This is a genomic window from Phocaeicola sp. GP0067 (assembly GCF_031119655.1).
GTDB lineage: Bacteria > Bacteroidota > Bacteroidia > Bacteroidales > Bacteroidaceae > Phocaeicola > Phocaeicola vulgatus.
In genome coordinates this window covers 170,867-189,455 of record NZ_JAVHZY010000002.1, presented here as the reverse complement: position 1 = coordinate 189,455, position 18,589 = coordinate 170,867, and the positions used below count along the sequence as shown (strand labels likewise).

Here is an 18,589-nt window from a genome sequence, read left to right as displayed (position 1 = left end):
ATTTATAAGAAAAAAAATCTTCATTTTATTTGTTTGTTACAAAAAACGCTTTACCTTTGCAGTCGTTAAAGAAACAAAGAAAACAGATATATGAATATTACTACTCTAAATAACCTGGCAGTCCTGCATATTATTCGCGTCGTGGTGGTCACACTGGGAGCGTGAGAAAGGTTGTGTATGTGTAGTTGTACATATAAAGAAATAATTGAAAGCCTTTCTCACATGGTGAGGAAGGCTTTTTCAATAAGTATAGGACGTTATAGATTTAGAATAAGATGAAGAATCAGTTACGCAGTTCGTTTAGCACACAGGGTCGCCGTATGGCAGGAGCGAGAGCTTTATGGGTAGCTAACGGCATGAAAAAAGAAATGATGGGCAAGCCCATTATAGCCATAGTAAATTCGTTTACACAGTTTGTTCCGGGACATACCCATCTGCATGAAATAGGTCAGCAAGTGAAAGCCGAGATCGAAAAACTGGGATGTTTTGCAGCAGAGTTCAATACAATTGCCATTGATGACGGAATAGCTATGGGACACGATGGTATGCTATATTCACTGCCCAGTCGTGATATCATTGCCGACAGCGTGGAATATATGGTGAATGCTCATAAGGCGGATGCAATGGTGTGTATCAGTAATTGTGACAAAATCACTCCGGGTATGCTGATGGCTGCCATGCGGCTGAACATACCGACTGTTTTTGTATCGGGTGGTCCTATGGAGGCAGGAGAATGGAATAACCAGCATCTTGATTTGATAGACGCCATGATTAAATCTGCTGATGCATCGGTCAGCGATGAGGATGTGGCTCAAATAGAAGATAATGCGTGTCCCGGCTGTGGCTGCTGTTCAGGTATGTTTACGGCTAATTCCATGAATTGTCTTAATGAGGCTATTGGTCTGGGACTTCCGGGTAATGGCACTATTTTGGCAACTCATGCCAACCGTACTCAGTTGTTTAAAGATGCGGCTGCTCTGATAGTGAAGAATGCTTATAAATACTATGAGGAAGGAGATGACAGCGTGTTGCCACGCAGCATTGCTACTCGTGATGCTTTTCTGAATGCCATGACATTGGATATTGCAATGGGTGGTTCCACCAATACTGTGCTCCATCTTTTAGCTATCGCCCACGAGGCGGAAGTAGATTTCAAGATGGATGATATTGATATGCTTTCACGCCATGTGCCTTGTTTGTGTAAAGTAGCTCCGAACACACAGAAATATCATATCCAGGATGTGAACCGTGCCGGCGGTATCCTTAATATATTGGGAGAATTATCTAAGGGTGGTTTGCTGAAAACCGATGTGAAGCGAGTGGACGGTCTGACATTGGCGGAAGCTGTCGAAAAATATAATATATGTAAGAAGGAAGTGGATACTGAAGCAAAACGTATCTATTCAAGTGCTCCGGGAAACAAATTCAATATAAAGCTGGGTTCTCAGAATGCTGTTTATAAAGAACTGGATACAGATCGTGCCAATGGTTGTATCCGTGATTTGCAACATGCTTATAGTAAGGACGGAGGTTTGGCTGTTTTGAAAGGGAACATTGCACAGGATGGTTGCGTAGTGAAAACAGCCGGAGTGGATGAAAGTATTTGGAAATTCTCGGGACCTGCCAAGGTGTTCGATTCGCAGGATGCTGCTTGTGAAGGTATTCTAGGAGGAAAGGTAGTCAGCGGAGATGTTGTTGTTATCACTCATGAAGGTCCGAAAGGTGGTCCCGGTATGCAGGAAATGCTTTATCCTACTTCTTATATCAAATCCAAGCATTTAGGAAAAGAATGTGCTCTGATTACCGACGGACGTTTTAGTGGAGGAACCTCGGGATTAAGCATCGGGCATATTTCTCCCGAAGCTGCAGCGGGTGGTAATATCGGAAAAATAGTGGATGGTGATATAATTGAAATCGATATTCCGAACCGCAGTATCAATGTGAAACTGAGCGACGAAGAATTGGCCGCCCGACCGATGGCACCGGTGACCCGCGACCGTAAAGTTCCTAAAAGCTTGAAGGCATACGCTAGTATGGTAAGTTCTGCAGATAAAGGAGGAGTGAGAATCATTGACTAAATTAGAAATTAAAAATTGAGAATAAAAAACAGTTTCGTTGTCATCGGCCAGTTGTCCGGCATCGTATTTTTTTGAATCTCAATTCTCAACTAAACAATTATGGCAAAAGAAAAGATAACAGGAGCAGAGGCGATGATGCGTTCTTTGGAGTATCAAGGAGTAAAAACTCTTTTCGGATATCCCGGAGGTTCTATCATGCCTACTTTTGATGCTTTATATCATCATAAAGATACATTGAACCATATATTGGTCCGTCATGAACAGGGAGCTGCCCATGCAGCACAGGGATTTGCCCGCGTATCCGGGGAGGTTGGTGTCTGTTTGGTGACTAGCGGACCCGGTGCGACAAATACCATCACCGGCATTGCCGATGCTATGATTGACAGCACGCCTATTGTGGTGATTGCCGGACAGGTAGGAGCTTCTTTTTTGGGTACGGATGCTTTTCAGGAAGTAGATCTGGTGGGTATCACTCAGCCTATTACCAAATGGAGTTACCAAATTCGCCGTGCGGAAGATGTAGCTTGGGCTGTAGCCCGTGCTTTCTATATAGCCAAAAGCGGACGTCCCGGTCCTGTTGTTCTGGACTTTGCCAAGAATGCACAAGTGGAGATGGTGGATTATGAACCGATGAAGCTTGATTTTATCCGTAGTTATGATCCGGAACCTAATCCTGATAAGGAATCTCTTCAGGAGGCTGCCGAATTGATAAACAATGCCCAAAGGCCATTAGTGTTGGTAGGGCAGGGGGTAGAGTTGGGTAACGCGCAAGATGAGTTACGTGCATTCATAGAAAAAGCCGATATGCCTTGTGGCTGTACTTTGCTGGGACTTTCGGCTATACCGACTTCGCATCCTTTAAATAAAGGAATGTTAGGTATGCATGGAAATCTGGGTCCCAATGTCAAGACTAATGAATGTGATGTGTTGATTGCCGTAGGTATGCGTTTTGACGACCGTGTAACCGGAAAATTAGATACATATGCTAAACAGGCAAAGGTGATTCATTTGGATATTGACCATTCTGAAATAGACAAGAATGTAAAAGTGGATGTACCCGTATTAGGTAATTGTAAACATACGCTAGCTATGCTGACGCAACTTATCCGGGAGAATAAACACTCCGAATGGATTGATAGCTTTGCTGAATATGAAAAGACGGAATATGAACATGTTATCAGTAAAGAAATTCATCCTGTTGACGGGGCGTTGAATATGGGTGAAGTGGTGCGTGCGGTGAGTGAGGCTTCGAATAATGAGGCCGTACTGGTGACAGATGTGGGACAGAACCAAATGATGGCTGCTCGTTATTTTAAATACAGTAAGAACCGTAGCATTGTAACTTCGGGTGGATTGGGAACAATGGGATTCGGTCTTCCCGCTGCTATAGGCGCTACTTTCGGTTGCCCGGATCGTACTGTATGCGTATTTATGGGTGATGGCGGTTTGCAGATGAATATTCAAGAATTGGGAACTATCATGGAGCAAAAAGCGCCGGTAAAGATTATTTTGTTGAACAATAACTATTTGGGTAATGTTCGTCAGTGGCAAGCTATGTTTTTCGGTCATCGTTATTCATTTACTCCGATGTTGAATCCGGATTACATGAAGATTGCCGAGGCATACGAGATTCCTGCCCGTCGTGTCATGAAGCGCGAGGAATTGCAGGATGCTATCCATGAAATGCTGGCTAATGACGGGCCGTTCCTGTTGGAGGCTTGTGTGATAGAAGAGGGAAATGTATTGCCGATGACACCTCCGGGAAGCTCGGTGAATCAGATGTTACTGGAATGCTAATTTAATAATTATGGATAAGACATTATATACATTAATCGTTCATTCAGAAAATATCGCCGGTTTGCTGAATCAGATTACGGCTGTGTTTACTCGTCGCCAAATCAATATCGAAAGTCTTAATGTTTCTGCGTCTTCCATCAAGGGAGTGCATAAATATACTATTACTGTCTGGACTACTCAGGATGTGATAGAAAAGGTGGTGAAGCAGATTGAGAAGAAAATAGATGTTTTGCAGGCACATTATTTTACTGATAGTGAGATTTATCAGCATGAGATTGCTTTGTACAAGGTTTCTACTCCTGAATTTCAGGAGAATCCTATGGCATCTAAAGTTATCCGCCGTTATAGTGCCCGCATTGTAGAAGTAAATCCGGTTTTCTCTATTGTTGAAAAGAATGGAATGAGTGAGGAAATTACTGCTCTTTATGAGGAGTTGCGCGGATTGGGATGTGTGTTGCAGTTTGTACGTTCGGGACGTGTGGCGATTACTACCAGCTGTTTCGAGCGTGTGAACGAATATCTGACCCAACGCGAGGAAAAGTATCGCCAGCAAAAAACGGAATAATGATGAGTGAGAATAAAGTAGGAACATACAGATTTGTGGCAGAACCCTTTCACTGTGATTTCAGTGGAAAGTTGACTATGAGTGTGCTGGGTAACCATTTGCTGAATTGTGCCGGCTTTCATGCTGCCGACCGGGGATTTGGAATTGCTACACTCAATGAGAATCATTATACATGGGTACTTTCCCGTTTAGCTGTAGAGTTAGAGAATATGCCTTGTCAATATGAGGGATTCAGTATTCAGACATGGGTGGAGAACGTGTATCGCCTTTTTACAGACCGTAATTTTGCAATTTTGGATAAGGAAGGAAAAGCTGTCGGATACGCCCGTTCCGTATGGGCGATGATCAGTATGGAAACTCGCAAACCAGCTGACTTGCTTACGCTTCACGGAGGTAGTATCACTGATTATGTATGCGATAAGGAATGTCCTATAAGCAAGCCCGGTCGTATTAAGGTGACAGAGAAAACTCCGGTTTCTGAATACCAGACCAGATATAGCGATATTGATATCAATGGTCATGTGAACAGTATTAAGTATATAGAACATATTCTCGACCTGTTTCCTATAGAATTTTTTAAGGAGAAACGGATTAAACGTTTTGAGATGGCTTATGTAGCTGAAAGTTATTATGGTGATATATTGAGTTTCTACCGCGAGGAAGTGGGGGAGAAAGAATATGATATAGAGGTGAAGAAGAATGGCACAGATGTTGTCGTTCGCAGTAAGGTGATATTTATTTAGAATCTAATTTTTAATTTTTAATTTATAATTTAAAATGGCACAATTGAATTTTGGCGGCGTTACAGAAACTGTAGTTATCCGCGATGAATTTCCTTTGGAAAAAGCACGTGAAGTATTGAAAGATGAAACAATCGCTGTGATCGGGTATGGTGTGCAGGGACCGGGGCAGTCTTTGAATCTCCGGGACAATGGTTTCAATGTAATCGTTGGTCAGCGTCCGGGAAAAACATATGAAAAAGCAGTTGCTGACGGATGGGTTCCGGGTGAAACTCTGTTTGGTATTGAAGAGGCTTGTCAGAAAGCGACTATCGTAATGTGTCTGTTATCTGATGCAGCTGTTATGTCTGTATGGCCGACTATCAAACCTTGCTTGACTCAAGGCAAGGCACTTTATTTCTCTCATGGCTTTGCTATTACTTGGAGTGACCGTACAGGGGTAGTTCCTCCTGCTGATATTGATGTGATCATGGTAGCTCCTAAAGGGTCGGGTACTTCACTGCGTACCATGTTCTTGGAAGGTCGTGGTTTGAACTCTTCATACGCTATCTATCAGGATGTAACCGGCAAGGCTTATGAACGTACTATTGCATTGGGTATTGGTATCGGTTCAGGCTATTTGTTCGAAACTACTTTCCAGCGTGAAGCAACTTCTGACTTGACTGGTGAACGCGGTTCTTTAATGGGGGCTATCCAAGGATTGTTGTTGGCTCAGTATGAAGTATTGCGTGAAAACGGACATAGCCCTTCTGAAGCGTTTAATGAAACTGTAGAAGAATTAACCCAGTCATTGATGCCTTTGTTTGCTAAGAATGGTATGGACTGGATGTATGCTAACTGCTCTACTACTGCTCAGCGCGGTGCATTGGATTGGATGACTCCGTTTCATGATGCTATCAAACCTGTAGTTGAAAAGTTATATCACAGTGTGAAGACTGGCAACGAGGCTCAGATTTCTATCGATTCTAACTCTAAACCCGATTATCGTGAAAAATTGGAAGAAGAATTGAAAGCATTGCGTGAAAGCGAAATGTGGCAGACGGCTGTAACCGTACGTAAACTTCGTCCTGAAAATAATTAATAGTTAGTATTTAGTATAGAAAGCGGGGGTGCGATGAGGCATCTCCGCTTTCTTTTATATATATTAATGTTAGTGGTATTGTTTATATCATGTGTAGTCGCTAATTTTGTGAAAACTTGACTTAGACATGAATAATAGATTATCACTTTTATTAATAGGGTGCATATTTCCCTTTCTATCTTTTTATGCACAAAAGAATATGAATCTTCCACCATATTATCCCACAGTAAAAGGTATTACGGATTATGCTGTGTGGCAGCTTGTATATCCGGATTCTTTATTAAAGGCGGATATTGCAGGTGAAGCAGTGTGTACACTCCGCATTGATAGTTTGGGTATTGTCCGTAGTAAATATATTGAAGCCACTCATCCTTTGTTTGCCAAGGCGGCCGAAGATGTGATTGAGGGGATGCGTGAATGGCAGCCTGCAAAGAAAGCGGGTAGAGATATAGATAGTACTGTAGTCTTTCATATTCCTTTTAATCCTGATATTTACAGTGACCGTATTTGGCGGCAGCAGCAAGTTCTGGAATCTTGCAGGGGACAATTTGTCGATTCCATGCCTGTCTTTCCAGATGATATTCGTAGTCTTGTTATGGGAAATATGGGTTGGCCTGATGATAAAGTGGATAAAGCCGTTGCTATTTGCCGTTTTACGGTGAATGAAAACGGGGAGATTATGAATATCCGTGTGATAAAAGGCACTCATCCGGCTTTTGATAAAGAGGCTATACGTATTCTTTCTAATTTTCCCCGGCTGATTCCTGCCATGAAAAACAGCAAACCTGTGCCATATGATTATTTTTTGACTATGCGTTTTTGGAAAGAGGATCTGGAACATTATTTATTGTATAGGGAATGTGCACAGGAAGATTTGGAAAAGACCACTTGGGAGCCTTATAGATACTCTTCTTATCCCGGTGGTACTGTTGCTTTGACGCAATTTATAAATTCTCATCTGAAAATAACTCCCGAAATGAAAGCTACGGGAAAGCAGGGACGGGTGATTTATAGTTTCAATGTGGATATAGATGGTTCAATGAAAGATTTTCGGCTGGTGAGAGGACTTGATCCATTAATGGATGCCGAAGCATTGCGGGTACTTCAATTAGTGAATGAAAAATGGAGTACGGGGTATTATTTCAATTCAAAGAAATGGTATCGGGAGTTTTATGTGAATCAATTCACCATTCCCATTATTTTTAGTTGGTAGCTTATACATATTGCTACTTTGGACTTGAGATTTCGATGTTTTGACAGTTTTGGGAGTCCACCTGTAACATTAAGGAGGATTACCGTTCTTGAAGGATCATTTTGTTCTTCGGTCAACTTTCGGAAGTATCTCTGACCTGTCAGTTTTTCGATACAGGAACTTCGAGCATATATGCCCTCATGCCCTCATTGTGTGTATAACAGGCTAATTATAAATTACTTATGTATTGACGGTAAAAATTCTTGCTCTCACTTATACTCTCATGCCCTCACTATGTTTTGAAGTTTTTTTTACATAACATGCTTGTTGTCAGTTATGCATATTTTTTACAGGCTGTTTGTGTTTGATGCAAAGTAGGACATTTTCAGGCTTTTCTATCGTAAGAAGTATGCATGAGAAGGGTTTCTACGAAATGAGGCTTACGATGGAATTTTCGGCAGGGGTAAAAAAGATCAAGACGTTTTTAAAAAAGCTCTTGTTCTTTTTTAAAAAGGCGGTTATCTTTTTTTAAAAGCTCTTGATCTTTTAAAAAAACGTCCTGTCACCAACGACAGGAAGAATATAAAAACAGGCTGTACCAATCATTTGATACAGCCTGTTTTTATATTTATAGGATTATATACTACAGATTAGAAGTACAGATAACGGTCATCTTTCACTTCAGCTTTTTTGTAGAGGTCATTGATGAAACTGCTAGCATAACGTCCTGCCATATTAGACAAGTTGTTTTCTTCGTTTTTAGCATCAAATTCTTCTGCACTTTTTTCTTTGTTATAAACCTGAATCATGTAAACACCTGCATTACCCTTGATAGGACCAGTTAACTTGTTTACTTCAGCTTTGCTTGCATAAGCACCTAAAGCTGGTTCGCTGGCGCGAGTTACTGAAACATATGCCGGAGCAGAGAAAGTGATATGTTTTACAGAATCGCTAACTGCATTTGCCATATTTTTCACTTGGTCAATGCTGTTTGCACCTTTCATTTCAGCTATCAGTTTTTCAGCTTTTTTATCTTTGATGATTTCTGCTTTCAGCATGTCGGCAACCAAGTTGATATTACGATATCCGGCAGGATTAATCTTTTCAAGAGCAACTACCATCAGGTGATCGTTCTCACCACATTCATACAATGGAGACACTTCACCTTCTTTGGCTGCAAAAATCCATTTCAACGCTTCACGGGTTCCTTTTACACCACCCACACGGTGTTCTGCGCTACGGAAATCAGCACGTTCTAACAAGCGGTATCCGCTTTCTTCTGCATTGGCAACAATCTTATCCATTGTAGTGTTCTGCGCTACGAATTGGCTGAAATCATTGTATGCCTTGTTGTATGTTTCTTTGCTGAATTCAACCGGACGTTTAATCACTGCAACTTTATATTTATCTTTCATGGCTTTTTTATCCAACACTTGAAGAATAACGTTAGCTTGTCCGATCTGAAGATTGCTTAATTCTTTAACATTAGAGTTAATCAATGTGTTGATGTATTTAGCATTGTCAGCATCTAATGCAGCACCTTCATAGTTGCGTGCAGTCAACCAGGTTGCTTCACCTGTCTGACCATATTTTTTTGCGATATCAGCAAAGTCAGCTCCATCTTTCAGTGCATTGAAAATACTATCGGCTAAAGTTGCGGTTTTAGCAGCATCTTCAGCATATACCTGAATTTGACGATATTGGATTGAATCGGGAGCAGTCTGCTTGGCAATAATTTTAAAAGCATTATATGAATCATCTGCCTGATTATAGTAAGGACCATATACTTCGTTGATAGTTACAGAGTCCAAACGAGCAACTACATCATTAGGATATACAGTCTTGTTGATTGCAATTTCAGAAAAAGGAACAACAGAGCCGGTGGAACGGATGAATGTGTTCATGTCGGCAGCGGTACCTAGCTGGTTGGCATATTCGGTTACTTCATTTAATACTTCTTTGCGATCTTCTTCAGATGGAGTTACCAATACATCAATGTATTTGATGTTACGAGTTTCAACCGGCTGTTCGAAAGAACTTTTTTTCTTGTTATACAGATCTTTGATTTCGCTGTTTGAAACCGTGATAGTTGAATCGCTGATAGAAGAATAAGGAATTGCAGCCAGTAAAACGTCTGATTGTTCAGTGCGTGATGTAAACGCATCTTCAGCTGCAACCGGATTTGAGATCAATGATTTTGCAATCAGGTTCTGATATTTTTCAGCTAAAGTAGATTGGATCAAAGTCTTTTCAATAAAATTCCAAAAAGCTCCCATTTTTTGATAGTATTCTACATATTGTGCAGGCATTTTGCTTGCATCCAGGTGAGCGTAATCTACCAGGAATTTTTTCAGCATATCTTTGTCGAAAGCACCGGTTTGCGGATTGCGGAACGGAGTTTGCATTAATAAGGGGTTAGTACCCTCCTCAATGATTGCTTGAACTTCAGCTTTGCTGACAGTCAGTCCCAATTTTGCAGCTTCTGCTGCGATTAATTGGTTATTTACGTAAGATTGCCATACTTGGTCTTTCACTTGAGTCAGTTGGTCGTCATTTAATGCAGAAACACCTTGTGTCAATTTAATGACTTCTGTGTATTCGTCTACCATTTTTTGATACTCTTGTGCTGTAAGTGTTTTTCCATTCACTTCACCTACGTCTTGTTTACCCTGATGTGGTTGGAGAACCTTCCATGCGTCTCCGGCAATGAATGCGAAGAGGGCAAGTCCGATTACAACGACCAACAGAGGGCCTTTACTTCTGATTGTTTGTAATGTTGCCATTTAATTTTACTATTTTTGTTTATTGTTTTTTTATACTTCATAGATTTAGCGCACGAAGATACAAAAAATGCAGCTTACAAGCTATTTTATTGTGAAAAAAATCTATTATTCGGTTACTTTCAACTTTACTAATTCAATTTTGGTTGCTGTTACTTTAATTATTTTGAAATGGAATTTATCGAAAGTGATCTCTTCATGTATTTTGGGGAAGCTTTGGTATTGGTGCAGGATGAGTCCACCGATAGTTTGGTAATCATCATTTTCCGGTAGGTCAAGTGAGAACAATTCATTGGCTTTTTCTATTTCCAGACGTCCGGAAAGGATGTATTCATTGTCACCGACAGATTTGGCTATGTAAGAAGTCGTGTCATGCTCATCTTCTATTTCACCGAAAATTTCTTCCACTAAATCTTCTAGCGCCACGATGCCGGATGTACCTCCGAATTCATCGACTACTACAGCTAAGGATTTCTTTTGCTGCATGAATAGTTTCATCAGCTTATGCGCTCCCATCGTTTCGGGAGCAATAGGTAGTTGGCGGACACTCTTAGTCCAGTCGGTCTGTTCACGAAACATTTCAGAAGAATGGATATAACCTATAATATTGTCAATGTTTTCTTTATAGACAATGATTTTACTGATTCCGCTTTCAATGAAGCGGGCTTTTAGTTCTTCTATGGGAGTTCCATATTCTATGGCAACAATTTCGGTTCTGGGTACCATACAATCCCTAATTCTGATATTCGAAAAATCTAGTGCATTTTGGAATATCTTGACTTCGGTGTCTATGTCTTGTTCATTTTGAACATCTTGTATACTGCTTTGAATAAAGTAATCTAGATCGACTTTGGTAAAAGCTTTTTCATTGGCTTCTTTATTTGTTTTAATGCCTATAATGTAAAGTAATATATTGGATATTCCCGAAGCAAACTTGCTGATGGGATAGAGCAAGACATAGCAAATGTAAGTGGGAACTGCAAAAATATTCAGAGTGAAATTGGGATTAATCTTAAATAAGGTTTTAGGCAGGAACTCTCCTGTGACCAAGATGATTAATGTGGAAATAATTGTTTGGATCAGTACTAATAAAAAGTGGTTGTCTATCAATCCTGCCAGCAAGTTTTGTTCAATGACTTGTGCCATCAATATACCGTAAATGACCAAAGCGATGTTGTTCCCTACCAACATGGTAGAGATAAAATTGTTCGGATTATGAAAGAAGATGGAAAGTATACGTGAATTTATGCTTTGGCTGTTACGATCCATTTCAAAACGTAATTTATTGGATGAAACAAAGGCTATTTCCATGCCGGAGAAAAAAGCGGAAAAAGCCATTGTGATAAGAATTTGTATAATAATACCCATAATAGTGAGTGAATTAGCGTATCGAATCAGTTCTGGTGCTATTTGCAACAGCTTTTGTACTGTCTGCTGGTGCTGTATCTTCTACAGTGAAAATACCTGTGTTATTATAAATTTGATATTCTGTCATTTGCTGGTTGGATTCAAATCCATAACCGGTAATGATTTTGTCTTCTTGTTCAATGCGGATAAATTTGTCAGAATAGACCCTTTCCTGTTTTTCATCCCAAAAGAGCAGGTCTGTGTCAAATTTGTCGCCTCTTTGGCTGCGGATATGCACATTGCTTCTCAATTCCCAAAGTTTCTTTTTCTCGTAGTAATAGGCTGTATCGGCTTTTATGCTGGCATCAATATGGAATAGGGAATCAAACTTTTCCAGATAAACTCCTTTTTCAAAAGCCCAATAAGGAGGGTTCTTTTTATCATAAATTTCCCATTCTTCTGTGATAATTTTGTAGCGGGTAATACCGGAATCGGATATAAGGGTAGTAACCCCCAATGTTTTCATGCTAGGCAATGAATCTCTTTCTGTAATGGCTTCCGCCAGATTTTTTTCGCCTCCTGAGCATGCTGGGAATAAAACAAACATAACAGTTGCCCAAATGGCAACTGTTATGTTTAGAAATATAAAGTGTGATTCTTGTTTTTTTTCAGACGACATAATTATCTGATAGTTGTTGTTTCACCAATCCATCCACCGATTGTAACAGAGTCACCTTTCTTCAAGCTGAGGAAGAACAAGTCTGCGTCTTTAGGAGTATGGGCTGCATAAGTACCAATTAGTTTATTTGCTTCTTCAGCAACACTAGGATCTACACTTTTTGCTTTCTGTAATTTGTCGATAACAGCAAAATAAGTACACTTGTTCAATGCGGCTTCATCACTCCAGTTAGGGCTTGATGCATACATATTAGCAATTAAAATGTAAGGCTTACCATTGTTTCCATCCAATGAGATTGACTTCAGCGCATATTGTTTTGCCTTGCTCAACTGTTTTTTGCTGAATAAAATAGCAGCGGTTTTGTATGCATAGTCGGCTTTCTTTAATGGGTCTTGTTCTAAGTTGATAGCCTGATCAAAATAGTCGATACATTTGTCCATATCACCTTTCTTGTAATACATGTATCCGCAACCTACAGCAGTTTCGGCAGTCGGTTCGATGGCATGTGCGGCTTCAGATGCAGCAAAGTAAGCTTCCTGTTCTGTACAGTTTAGCATCTGCATTACAGAAATAACTTGCTTCAGATAATCCAAATTAGTTTTGTTTTGTTCAACTTTCGGAGCATAGATAGCTTGTAGGTTGTCGCAAGTCGCTACACCACTGTTAATGAAAAATGCATCGATATTGTCTTTTGCCACTTTCAATAATTTTTTGTCATTTTCCTTTGTGGCAGCTTTTAAAGCTCCATCAGCAACTCCTGATGCAAACAAGTAATCCTGAATGAATTGTTCTTTGTATGCTTCATCACTCTTCATTTTACGGGCAGCAGCATCCATGAATTCTTGTAATACAAAATAGTCGGAATTTTCTTTTTCAAGTTCAATGGCTTCTTTGAACATGTTGTATGCTTCATTCATGTCCTGTCCACCCATTGTGAAGTAGTCATGTGCCTTCATTCCGATAATTGAACCCTTTGTAGCATCTCTTTTAACCAACTTGTTCAAATCGTCCAGATATTGGATACGCTGGTCGTGAACTTTCATCAGTTCATTGAAGTATTGTTTTTGCTTAGCTGCATCTTTTTCACCGGCTATTAAAGCACGAAGAATTTTTGCACCATTAGTATAAGTACTTACTTGAGCTTTGGGGGCTTCTGTAAATACGCTCATCCAAGGAGTATAGGCGTCCTTGAAATTGTTAGTTTTGACATACTCAGTGTAAATACTGATATTTTTCAAGCATCGGATACTGTCTTCACCATGTCCGAATCTTGATCCGTCTGACGCTCCGGTCTGAGCGAAAGAAGCTGTTGTACCTAAGGAAAGAACGAACAGCGCTGTTACCATCTTCATTTTCATCGTATATAAATTTAGTTGTTGTTATTTATTTGCTTCTCTCCATTTATTAATCCACTTTCCATTTCATGAACCAACGTTCATTGAAAGTGAGCCCGATATTGATTCTCAAATAGTTCTCTTCCATTAATCCTTTAAATTTAGGACTGACTTTAATGTATTGTCCGGAAATGTTCAGCATAGATTTACTTTGGAACATGGGAAGTCCGAAACCTACACTGACGCCATATTCGCGTGCACCGTCTTGAAAACTGGTCGCTCCTGTGTCCGGATCAGTATAGCTTACCTTATTATAAGGAGTTGAATAATAAGCTCCCATACGGTAACGGATACGCTTCAGATAGTTGTGGCTGATATAACTTGGTACGAATTCCGCACCAAAAGCTATTTTTGTGCGGTTATTCATTTCCACACTTTCTTTGTTGAACTTGCTCCAAGTCAGATCGGCTGTATTCCATTTTTGTAAAGTATAGTCAACCCCAATCGTCAGGCGGTTGTCATATACATAAGTAAGACCTGCACCAAATGTATGTGGCATTTTAAACGGGTTGGGAATAGTATCGCCAGTTTGTGACTGTACATAAATGGAACCATTACTTTCCGTACCTGTCTGATGATATTTATATGCATCTCCGTGCAAGGTATGTCCCAGTGTATAAACGGCACCTACATTTATTGTGTTTTTCTTGTTTAACTTATAAGTATACTGTAAACCAAAATCCAGTTTATAATCACTGATGGAAAATTTGTCTAATTTGATACTACGTGTATCTGTCGCTCCAATAGCTGTCATGGATTGATGGGTAATGTCTCCATAAAGATATGAAAAATTTGCACCAACAGACAAATTATTAAATACTTTATAACCTAATCCTACAAAAACCTGGTGAAAGCCTCCGTCGCCATTATAAGATTCGGCCCACTTTCCGTTATTGTCTACATCCTCAAAATCATGTGTTTTGGAAATGTTGTAACCTACTGTAGAAAATGGAAGAAAACCAACTGTCATTCCCATTTTTTGCCATAGACGGAATTGCATGGCCAAATAGTCAAAACTTGAGTTTTTAGCATTGGTTTTTACATTACCATCCTTGAAGTTCGCATTTTGAAGAGTCATTCCTGCATCGAACAAGAATGTCAATGAATCGATAGCTGTATAAGATGCCGGATTAGATGCGTTGATTTGGTAGCCGTTTCGCAAACCGTATGCTATTCCTCCCATTGCTTTACTGTTACCAAAATTTTGATCAGCTAACTGACCAAAGCCGTAGCGTGTATAGGGAGAATTTGTGCTTGTTTGGGCTACGGCCAGCCCTGTGACTGTGAGTAATATTGACGCACTAATCAGTCTTTTATAATTTATCATTATAGCTTAATATTCTGTTTAAACCTTTCAATACTAAAAATCTATCTGCAAAGATGATACTTTTTAATTTTGTATCAAAAGAAAATTCATCTCCGCCCGTTAAAAAAACCAAAAGCTCCGGATAATTCTTTTGAAGATGGGTGATATAGCCGCTCATTTCAAATTCCATTCCGCGAATGACTCCTGCCCGGATAGCCGTTTCTGTAGATTGTCCATACATCGGAACTTCTCCTTTAGCGCTTACTTTGGGAAGTTTGTCGGTGAATATGTTCAATGCCTTGAAACGCATACGCATTCCTGGAGAAATATTGCCTCCATGATAGGCTCCGTCAGCGTCAATAAAATCGTATGTGACACAGGTTCCTGCGTCAATAACCAGCACATCGTGTCCAGGCTTCAGCCAGTTTGCTGCGACCACAGCTGCTAAACGGTCCATGCCCAGTGTTTGAGGCGTTTTATATAAATTAGTGACGGGAACAGGGGTTTCATGACTTAATTCGATGATGTTAAAAGGCAATCTTTCCAGTTGGTGCCGGATCGTATTGCTTAGTGTTATGACAGAAGCTATGATACCTCGTTTCAACGGGTATCGGGAGCAAAGCATCGGGAGGCAATCTAAAGAATGATTGGAGCCACGAAATACTTCAACTAACTCGCCTTTGTCGAATATAGCCAATTTGGCTACTGAGTTTCCTATGTCGATTATTAAATTCACAACTTTGCTTTTTCGGCTGCAAAGTAACGCAAAAAATAAATAGGAATAGCAATAAAAAATGGTATTTGTGAGGAATTAATTAATATTTAGGTGTACTTTTGCATCGGTAAACAGAGAATGGAATTTATGAATAAATTAATTATAGCATTGATATTGTTATTCTTTTTCTTGGGTCAATCGGTTAGAGGTCAGGAAGATAACATAAAGGTAAGTCTGATGACTTGTGCTCCCGGTACGGAAATATATGCTTTGTTCGGGCATACTGCATTGCGCTATGAGGATAAGGCACGTGGAGAGGACTGGGTGTTTAATTATGGTATGTTCAGCTTTAATGCTCCCCATTTTATCTATCGTTTTGTCAAAGGAGAAACTGATTATGAATTGGGCGTAACCCGTTATCCTTATTTTGAAGGCAGTTATGCTATGCGTGGTTCCTCGGTTTATCAGCAGACATTGAATTTGACTATTTCGGAAAAACAGGAACTCAGAAGATTGCTGGAAGAGAATTATCTGCCGGAGAATAGGGTTTACCGTTATAACTTTTTCTATGATAATTGCACTACCCGTGCGCGTGATGTAATAGAAAGGTGTATTGAAGGGAAGGTTGTTTATTCTGAAGGAAAGGAGGGGCTCTCTTTTCGGGATATTGTCCATCAATATACTAAAGGACACAAATGGGATGAGCTGGGCATTGATATGTGTTTGGGCAGTGAAGCTGATAAGCCTATTGATGCGCGTAAGCAGATGTTCGCCCCTTTTTATTTGCTGGAAGCGGCAAAAAAAGCGACTATAGTAGTAGGTGACAGCGTGCGTCCTTTGATTCTGCATGAAAAAAAGGTGGTGGATGCAGAACCGGAGAATGTTGGTGACGGTTTTCCATTGTCACCCCTGGCGTGTGTCTTTATTTTAATAGGAATTACTTGTTTTGTAGGATGGTTGCAGTTTAAAACCAGGAAAATAATCTGGATTTGGGATTTGCTTCTTTTTGGTGTACAAGGGTTAGCGGGGTGTGTCATTACTTTCCTGGTCCTTTTTTCTACTCATCCTACGGTAGGGTCCAATTGGCTTATCCTTTTATTGAATCCTATCCCTTTACTTTACCTTCCGGTCATGGTTTGTCGAGCTATAAAAGGTAAAAAAGACCTCTATCATACAATAAATGTAGTGTATTTAACACTTTTTATAATGATAATGCCGTTTGTACAGCAAAAATTCAATGTAACGGTATTACCTTTGGCACTGTGTTTGTTGATATGTTCTGCAAACCACGTTTTATTATATTACAGACAAAACAATAAATGAAAGGACGCATCTTAACTTCTCTTTTGACTGTTATCGCATTAACAGGGTTGCAGGCACAGAACATTCCTGCGGTTCCCAGGTTGGTGGTCGGATTGACTATTGACCAGTTGCGGACTGATTATATAGAGGCTTTTTCGGCTTTATACGGTGAACGTGGTTTCAAGCGGTTGTGGAGAGAAGGACGGATTTATCGGAATGCCGAATATGACTTTATTAATGTGGATAAGTCATCAGCTGTAGCGGCCATTTATTCTGGCACTACACCTTATACCAACGGAATCGTGGGGGATAACTGGATGGACCGCAGTACTCTGCGAGTCCTTAATTGTGTGGACGATGCTGATTTTATGGGTATTTACACTTCAGAGTCCACTTCTCCGCAGAAAATGAAGGTGTCGACTTTGACAGATGAGTTGGTAATAGCCACACAAGGAATAGCTGAAGTTTATTCTATCGCTCCTACACGTGAAATGGCGGTGTTGGCTGCCGGTCATGCTTCGAAAGGTGCATTCTGGTTGAATGATGAAACAGGAAAATGGAGTGGCAGTACATATTATGGTACATTTCCTGCATGGGTGACTACTTATAATGACCGTGAAGGATTGGATTTCCGTATCGGCAATATGTCGTGGGAGCCTTATTTGCCTGTGACTGTCTATAAATATTTGACTAGCGAGAACAAACAAGTTACGTTCAAGCATAATTTCGATGACGAGCGGAAAAATAAATACCGTAAATTGAAAACAAGCCCTTATGCTAATGATGAGGTAAACCGTTTGGTTAATGCTTGTTTTAGTAATACTTCCATTGGAAAGGATGCTGTTCCGGACTTTTTGTCACTGGCATATTATGCCGGGAATTATGATCATAAGGCTCCTGCAGAACTCCCGATGGAAATGCAGGATACCTATGTACGTCTGGACAACAGTATTGCTGAATTATTGGAATTGATAGACCGGAAGGTTGGTTTGAACAATACTTTATTCTTTATAACCTCTACAGGATATGCTGACGCTGATCCTGTTGATTCTCCTCAATATAAAATACCGGGTGGAGAATTCCATATTGAACGTTGTTCTGCTCTGTTGAACCTTTATTTGGCAGCTATTTACGGTGAAGGACAATGGGTGGAGGCGCATTTTGAGCAGCAAATATACTTGAATCATAAGCTGATAGAGCAGAAACAACTGAATATATCCGAGATATTAAATCGTGCGGCAGAATTCTTGGTACAGTTCAGCGGAGTGAAAGATGTGTATTCTTCACAACGTTTGCAATTGGGAGCGTGGACTCCTACCATTGATAAAATTAAGAATTACTATAACCCGATATGTTCCGGAGATTTATGGATAGAAGTCTTACCAGGCTGGACTGTATTCCGTGAACATTCGCTTGATACGCAGGTGCAACGCTATTCATATGCGTCGGCTCCATTGATTTTCATTGGGAACGGAATGAAACCGGAAATAATCCATGCGCCTATAAAAATAGGCAATATAGCACCCACCGTAGCCCATTACATGCGTATTCGTGCTCCTAATGCAGCCGTTCTGGCACCAATGACAGACATCAGAAAATAATATTAAGGAGAG

Annotated in this window: 14 protein-coding genes; 8 read left to right on the top strand and 6 right to left on the bottom strand. The window is 40.2% G+C overall.

All coding sequences use genetic code 11. From position 1 onward, the window contains the following. Positions 1-275 precede the first annotated feature (275 nt). The 6 genes from ilvD (at position 276) to RE317_RS02580 (ending at position 7,474) form a co-directional block, all read left to right on the top strand. Positions 276-2,078, top strand: a complete 1,803-nt coding sequence (ilvD, locus tag RE317_RS02605; RefSeq protein ID WP_005847233.1) for a dihydroxy-acid dehydratase — start codon at positions 276-278, stop codon at positions 2,076-2,078. A gap of 99 nt (positions 2,079-2,177) precedes the next feature. Next, entirely contained in the window at positions 2,178-3,875 is a 1,698-nt protein-coding gene (ilvB, locus tag RE317_RS02600) for a biosynthetic-type acetolactate synthase large subunit (RefSeq protein WP_005847235.1), read from the top strand. Positions 3,876-3,885: 10 nt separating this feature from the next. Further along, the gene (gene ilvN / locus RE317_RS02595; protein ID WP_005847237.1) at positions 3,886-4,440 is read left to right on the top strand and encodes an acetolactate synthase small subunit; all 555 of its coding nucleotides are present in this window, start codon (positions 3,886-3,888) and stop codon (positions 4,438-4,440) included. Further along, positions 4,440-5,183 carry an acyl-[acyl-carrier-protein] thioesterase gene (locus RE317_RS02590; RefSeq protein ID WP_005847239.1) on the top strand — a complete coding sequence of 248 codons (744 nt, stop codon included), beginning with the start codon at positions 4,440-4,442 and terminating at the stop codon, positions 5,181-5,183. The genes ilvN and RE317_RS02590 overlap by 1 nt, the downstream gene beginning before the upstream one ends. A 34-nt stretch (positions 5,184-5,217) precedes the next feature. Further along, positions 5,218-6,261 (top strand): ketol-acid reductoisomerase, encoded by a 1,044-nt coding sequence (gene ilvC, locus RE317_RS02585; protein WP_005847241.1) that lies wholly within the window; start codon positions 5,218-5,220, stop codon positions 6,259-6,261. A 127-nt stretch (positions 6,262-6,388) separates the two neighbouring features. Continuing rightward, positions 6,389-7,474 (top strand): energy transducer TonB, encoded by a 1,086-nt coding sequence (locus tag RE317_RS02580; protein WP_008669942.1) that lies wholly within the window; start codon positions 6,389-6,391, stop codon positions 7,472-7,474. Positions 7,475-8,103: 629 nt separating this feature from the next. Here the strand turns inward: RE317_RS02580 and RE317_RS02575 are convergent. The 6 genes from RE317_RS02575 to RE317_RS02550 all read right to left on the bottom strand — a co-directional run bounded on the left by RE317_RS02575 (position 8,104) and on the right by RE317_RS02550 (position 15,695). After that, entirely contained in the window at positions 8,104-10,236 is a 2,133-nt protein-coding gene (locus RE317_RS02575) for a peptidylprolyl isomerase (RefSeq protein ID WP_005847247.1), read from the bottom strand. 105 nt (positions 10,237-10,341) lie between these two features. Then, positions 10,342-11,601, bottom strand: a complete 1,260-nt coding sequence (locus RE317_RS02570) for a hemolysin family protein (RefSeq protein WP_005848208.1) — start codon at positions 11,599-11,601, stop codon at positions 10,342-10,344. Between the two features lie 13 nt (positions 11,602-11,614). Continuing rightward, positions 11,615-12,259, bottom strand: a complete 645-nt coding sequence (gene lptC / locus RE317_RS02565; protein WP_005848207.1) for an LPS export ABC transporter periplasmic protein LptC — start codon at positions 12,257-12,259, stop codon at positions 11,615-11,617. Between the two features lie 2 nt (positions 12,260-12,261). After that, a complete protein-coding gene (locus tag RE317_RS02560; RefSeq protein WP_005848206.1) occupies positions 12,262-13,617 on the bottom strand; it encodes a hypothetical protein in 1,356 nt (451 codons plus the stop codon). A gap of 46 nt (positions 13,618-13,663) precedes the next feature. Continuing rightward, positions 13,664-14,980: a membrane protein gene (locus RE317_RS02555; RefSeq protein WP_008669946.1), complete on the bottom strand. Its 1,317-nt coding sequence runs from the start codon at positions 14,978-14,980 to the stop codon at positions 13,664-13,666. Then, positions 14,967-15,695: a type III pantothenate kinase gene (locus RE317_RS02550; protein ID WP_005847258.1), complete on the bottom strand. Its 729-nt coding sequence runs from the start codon at positions 15,693-15,695 to the stop codon at positions 14,967-14,969. The genes RE317_RS02555 and RE317_RS02550 overlap by 14 nt, the downstream gene beginning before the upstream one ends. Positions 15,696-15,821: 126 nt before the next feature. Between RE317_RS02550 and RE317_RS02545 the strand changes: the two genes are divergently transcribed. Both RE317_RS02545 and RE317_RS02540 read left to right on the top strand, forming a co-directional pair. Beyond that, positions 15,822-16,997 (top strand): DUF4105 domain-containing protein, encoded by a 1,176-nt coding sequence (locus RE317_RS02545; RefSeq protein WP_117694554.1) that lies wholly within the window; start codon positions 15,822-15,824, stop codon positions 16,995-16,997. Then, positions 16,994-18,577 carry an alkaline phosphatase family protein gene (locus RE317_RS02540; RefSeq protein WP_011965647.1) on the top strand — a complete coding sequence of 528 codons (1,584 nt, stop codon included), beginning with the start codon at positions 16,994-16,996 and terminating at the stop codon, positions 18,575-18,577. The genes RE317_RS02545 and RE317_RS02540 overlap by 4 nt, the downstream gene beginning before the upstream one ends. Positions 18,578-18,589: the final 12 nt, after the last annotated feature.